Annotated in this window: 5 protein-coding genes and 1 pseudogene; 4 read left to right on the top strand and 2 right to left on the bottom strand. The window is 64.6% G+C overall.

All coding sequences use genetic code 11. The annotated features are described in order from the left end of the window. A pseudogene (locus ACHWRX_RS16235) lies at positions 1-186 on the top strand (glucose-6-phosphate isomerase); the annotation flags it as partial. 138 nt (positions 187-324) lie between these two features. Here ACHWRX_RS16235 and ACHWRX_RS16230 read toward each other — a convergent pair. Continuing rightward, complete coding sequence (locus ACHWRX_RS16230; RefSeq protein WP_394659977.1) at positions 325-816, bottom strand: hypothetical protein; 492 nt, start codon at positions 814-816, stop codon at positions 325-327. Between ACHWRX_RS16230 and ACHWRX_RS16225 the strand changes: the two genes are divergently transcribed. After that, the gene (locus ACHWRX_RS16225) at positions 806-1,069 is read left to right on the top strand and encodes a hypothetical protein (RefSeq protein ID WP_394659976.1); all 264 of its coding nucleotides are present in this window, start codon (positions 806-808) and stop codon (positions 1,067-1,069) included. The two genes, ACHWRX_RS16230 and ACHWRX_RS16225, sit on opposite strands and share 11 nt — an antisense overlap. A gap of 15 nt (positions 1,070-1,084) precedes the next feature. Beyond that, positions 1,085-2,881, top strand: a complete 1,797-nt coding sequence (locus tag ACHWRX_RS16220; RefSeq protein ID WP_394659975.1) for a S8 family serine peptidase — start codon at positions 1,085-1,087, stop codon at positions 2,879-2,881. Between the two features lie 31 nt (positions 2,882-2,912). Here ACHWRX_RS16220 and ACHWRX_RS16215 read toward each other — a convergent pair whose 3' ends face one another. Then, entirely contained in the window at positions 2,913-3,575 is a 663-nt protein-coding gene (locus tag ACHWRX_RS16215) for an RBBP9/YdeN family alpha/beta hydrolase (RefSeq protein WP_394659974.1), read from the bottom strand. A gap of 210 nt (positions 3,576-3,785) precedes the next feature. Between ACHWRX_RS16215 and gor the strand changes: the two genes are divergently transcribed. Beyond that, positions 3,786-5,132: a glutathione-disulfide reductase gene (gene gor / locus ACHWRX_RS16210; RefSeq protein ID WP_058736837.1), complete on the top strand. Its 1,347-nt coding sequence runs from the start codon at positions 3,786-3,788 to the stop codon at positions 5,130-5,132. Positions 5,133-5,299: the final 167 nt, after the last annotated feature.

Below are 5,299 nucleotides of genomic sequence, written 5' to 3'. Positions count from 1 at the left end.
AGCTTCGGCGCGCTGATCGCGTTTCATGAGCATCGCACTTTCGCAAACGCGGTGCTGATGGAGATCAACCCCTTCGACCAGTTTGGCGTGGAACTGGGCAAGGAAATCGCAAAGCAGATCGAGAAGGGTGGGGCCAGCTTCGATCCGTCGACCGAGGCGCTGCTGGAACTGGCCGGTATCACCTGACTGTCGGTTGCCAGAAGCTGATCTTGCCCCATGTATGTTCACATAGAGGCCGTCGAAGCGCGCTGAAAGCATAATCCGTTAGCCATGCCCCATCGTTTTCTTCTCAGAGAATCAGGGCATTATGCGAATTCGTTTCGGTTATGTGCGCACCGTGGCGCTGTGTGGCGTGGCAAGCGCGGCGTTGTCCGCGTGTGGCGGTGGGGGCAGCGGCGGTGGGCCGATAGCGTCCACCCCAGCGCCAGTCGCGGCACCCACACCATCGCCGTCAGCGACGCCGGCGCCATCTTCGACGCCTGCACCATCTCCGACGCCTGCACCATCTCCGACGCCCGCGCCATCTCCGACGCCTGCACCATCTCCGACGCCCGCGCCATCTCCGACGCCCGCGCCATCTCCCACGCCCGCGCCATCTCCGACGCCCGCGCCATCTCCCACGCCCGCGCCATCTCCGACGCCTGCACCATCTCCAGCGCCCGCGCCATCTCCGACGCCGGAGGTGTCTCCAACCCCTGCACCGTCTCCTGGCCCGGAGCCTTCACCAAGCGTGGAGCCGTCACCATCGCCTAGCCCCACTCCCGCCCCCACTCCCACGCCCAGCCCGTCATCGGGCCTGATTCCGATGCCGCCCAAGAGCGAAGTGCCCGAACGCTCGGTGCAGGACGACGATGAGTATCGGCGCAATTACGTGGCGTTCGAACACGTCAACGCGCTGTATGCGCTGGATAATGGCTGGACCGGCAAAGGCGTGCTCGTCGGCGTGGTCGACGATGGCGTCGTCGCCAATGCGGAGCTGGCGGGGCAGATCTCCCCGCTGAGCAGGGACTTCGGCAATGTCACCACCGGAGGCGTGACCAAGGCGCGCAACGTGATCGGCGATTCCTAGTCCGATCACGGCACGATGGTGGCGGGCGTCATCGCAGCGCGCAACGATGGCTCGGGTGTGCAAGGCATGGCGCCCGATGCGCAGATCGTGGCGCTGCGCATCAGCGATACCAACACGACGACCGGCGAGGAAACGCTGGGTCGCACTTTACCCGCCGCGCTGGACTATGCGGCATCGAACGGGATCAAGATCGTCAATGCATCGCTGGCCAAGATCGACGCCAGCAAGCCCAGCCAGGGCTGGTCCGACATGGTGGCGCGTTACACCGCCTCCGGAGGGTTGTTCGTCAATTCGGCCGGCAACGATGGCGAAGCGAACGCCAAGGGCTACCTCGATCTGACCGCCGCCAATCGCGATGGCTGGCTGTTCGTGACCGCTCTGGAAGAGACAGACGGCAGCCTGAGCATCGCCGATTACGCCAATCGCTGCGGTTCTGCCGCGATGTCGCGGTGCGTTTCGGCGATGGGCACGAATGGCACGATGGACGTGGCGGGAGAACTCGTCGCCTTCAGTGGCACCAGCGCGGCGGCGGGCCAAGTCAGCGGGCTGGCCGCGCTCATCCTGGGCAAGTGGCCGCAGTTGAGCGGCGTGCAGGCGGGGCAAGTGATCCTCAATACCGCGAAGGACATCGGCGATGCCGGGGTCGATCCCACCTATGGCGTGGGCCTGATCGACGTTCGGGCTGCCTTGGCTCCAGTCTCGCCGACACTCTCGAACGGCTTGACCCAGACGGCGGCAGCCGGCGCGGCAATGGTCATACCCGCAGCAGTGGGCGGAGCGCAGACCGGCGCCCAAGTGAAGGCGATGCTGGCGCACGTCACCGTTCTGGATGCCTATGGTCGCGACTATTCAGGGAGCTTGGCAGGCCTCGTCGCAAATCCCGAGCAGCGTGCAGGACAATTCGCCCGGCGAGTGGCGAGCAGCGCGATGGCGGGCAATTCGCAATTCGGCGCACACGGTTTCGCCGCCAGCTTTGGCTATACGACGTATCGGACCGGCCCCAATCCATCGGACCAGCGGGGGCAGCTGACATACGCCGGGCTGTCCGCCAAGCTGGGCTCGGCAAACTTCGTTGCCTCGTTCTCCGGGCAGGATGCGGTGCAGGATGAGGCGATGGGCCTGGCTCCGGCTTCCGACGTTACGCTGGCTTACGCGCCGGGCGCGAACTTGGCGATCGGCGTGGAGCGTCCAGTGGGCGGGGTGCGCATGGCTGTTTCCGCCGTCGCCAGCGACGGACGATACGGATCGGCGCGCGGGGTCCTGCTTGGCCTGAACACCCCGCTGGCAAGGCTGAAGGTCGGCTATCTGGACGAAAGCGGCACGCTGTTCGGTACCCCGGTCGGCGCGGGGGCCATGCGGTTCGGCGATGGGGCGCGTACGGCTTTCGTCGAACTGTCACGCAAATGGCGGCTGGGTGCGTGGTCGCTCGACACCTATGCCTCGACCGGTGCGACGCGGCTGAAGATCGGCGGCGATACGCTGCTCACCTGGGCCAGCACGATCCTAAGCCAGCGGGCCGGGCTATCGGCGAGCCGTGCGGCGCTGGCAGGCCGCATCCGCTTTGGCGTGGCGCTGCCGCTGGTCGCGTTTTCCGGCTCGGGAGAGCTGACGTATGCCAATGGCTATGATCTTGCCACCCGCTTGCTGCTCTACAATCGCGAGCGGGTTGGTCTCACCGGCCAATATCAGCCGGTGATGAGCGTGGGGTACGAACGCATCGGCACCAACAGCGCCTTGCGTCTGGCAGCGGCGAAGGACGTGGCGACACAGGATTGGCGAGCGCTGGCGTCCTATCGCATAACCTTGCCCTAGGGCGGGCCTTAACCGGGCCCGTGGCGCAAGCTCAGGCTTCGAGGCGCGGCGCTGGCGCAGGCGTCTTGGGCAGCGAAGCGCGAGGCACAGCGATTGCCACATCGTGCTGCATCAGGAGCGCAAGCTGCTCGCGGCCGAAGCTCCATTCGCCAAGGCCGGAGTCCGCATTGATGTGGCCGCACTCGCCCGCGTCCACCAGCGTGCTGCCCCAGCGGCGCGCCAGAGCCTGCGCGGTGTGAAAGCCCATCCATGGGTCGTCATGACTGGCGATCAGGCGGCTGGGAAAAGGAAGCGGTTCGGTGGGGGTCGGGGCGAAGCGAGCCACCCGCTCATCCAGCGGGAAGAAATCCACTTCGGGCGGGGCGACCATCAGCGCGCCCACCACCGGCATCGCTTCGTCCCGCTCGGCGAGCGATGCCTGCTCGAACTTGGCCCACCAGGCGACCGCCAAGCAGCCCAGGCTGTGCGCCACCAGCACCACGGGGCGTCCGGCGCTGCGGATCGCCATGTTCAGGTTGTTGATCCACGTATTGCGGTGGGGATCGTCCCACTTCGCCAGATCGACCTTGCTGCAATCGGCGTGCTGCTCTTCCCAGATGGTCTGCCAGTGGGCAGGGCCGCTGCCGGACAGGCCGGGGACTAGAAGGACGGCGGGAGTCTGTTCGTTGTGCGGGACACGCATTCGACGGGTCATGATCACTCTCCTATGGGGATGACCGAACTCGAGATGTGTCGTCGTTCGTTTCTAGCGCCCAGTTATACTCTATTCCCAAAATAGACAATAGCCCTTGCGCGGATCCATGGCGATTTTGCGCCTACTTGAAGACGGGGCGGCGCATGCGGGCGTCTGGCATTCTGGCGGCAACATGCCATATCCGCGCGGAACGAAGCTGGAGCCGCGCCGATGCCTGATTTTGACTATGACCTTTTCACGATCGGTGCAGGCTCTGGCGGGGTCCGCGCCTCCCGCGTGGCGTCCGCCTATGGTGCGCGCGTGGCGGTGGCCGAGGAGCACAAGGTCGGCGGTACATGCGTGATCCGGGGCTGCGTTCCTAAGAAGATGCTGGTCTATGGCGCGCACTTCGCCGAGGATCTGGAGGACGCGAAGCATTTTGGCTGGGATATTCCGAACTGCACGTTCGACTGGATCAAGCTGCGCGACAACGTGCTGAACGACGTGGATCGCCTGAACGGGATCTACTCCCAGACGCTGGAGAATGCGGGCGTCGAGATCATTCACCAGCGCGCCACGATCAGCGGCCCACACGAGGTCACGCTGGCGGATGGCACAAAGAAGACCGCCAAGCACATCCTCGTCGCCACGGGAGCGCGGCCGCACGTGCCCGATTGCCCGGGGCATGAGCTGGGCATCACATCGAACGAGGCGTTTCACCTGGACGCGATTCCGCGCCGCATCCTGATTGCCGGTGCGGGCTATATCGCCAACGAGTTCGCGGGCATCTTCCACCAGTTCGGCGCCAAGGTGACGCTGATCAACCGCACCGACCAGTTGCTGCGCGGATATGACGAATCCCTGCGCGATCGATTGCTGCAGATCTCGATCATGAAGGGCATCGACTTCCGCTTCCACGCCGATTTCCGGGGTATCGAAAAGACCGATGAAGGCTGTCTGCGCGTGTCGATGACCGGGCACGAGCCGATCGATGTCGATGCCGTGCTGTTCGCGACCGGCCGAGTGCCCAATGTCGAAGGGCTGGGCCTGGAGACGGTCGGCATCGAGCTGGACGACAAGAACGCGATCAAGGTCGACGATTATTCGAAGACCAGCGTCGACCATATCTACGCGATCGGCGATGTCACCAATCGCATGCAGCTGACGCCCGTGGCGATCCGCGAAGGGCAGGCCTTTGCCGACACCGTGTTCGGCGGCACGCCGCGGACGGTGGACTATTCGTGCGTTCCCAGCGCGGTGTTCAGCCACCCGCCAATCGCCAGCGTCGGCCTTACCGAGGCGCAGGCCAAGTCGCAGCTGGGTTCGGTGAAGGTGTACGAAAGCGATTTCCGGCCCATGAAGAACGTGGTGGCACACCGCAACGAGCGCTCGCTTTACAAGATGATCTGCGATGGTCACACCGACAAGGTGGTTGGCATCCACATGATCGGGCCCGAGGCGCCAGAGATCATGCAGGCGGCCGCTGTCGCGGTGAAAGCCGGGCTGACCAAGGCCGATTTCGATGCCACCGTGGCCATTCACCCGACCATGGCGGAAGAGCTGGTGCTGCTGAAGTAGCCAGGCCGAAGCTGTTAAGGCGTTCCCTTCCGGCGCCAGCTTTGCAAACTTGGTGTTTACAACTTTGCAGAATAACATTGGACGCGGGGGATGAGATGCTTTGATAGGGCATGGTTGAGAGCCGTGACGGCAGGGAGTGATTAGCAGGTGTCAGCCAACATCGCGGA

Origin of the sequence: uncultured Novosphingobium sp., assembly GCF_964277725.1 — a bacterium.
GTDB classification, from domain to species: Bacteria; Pseudomonadota; Alphaproteobacteria; order Sphingomonadales; family Sphingomonadaceae; genus Novosphingobium; species Novosphingobium fluoreni.
Note: the sequence above shows the minus strand (reverse complement) of the source record. Positions and strands in the feature narration are given on the sequence as shown.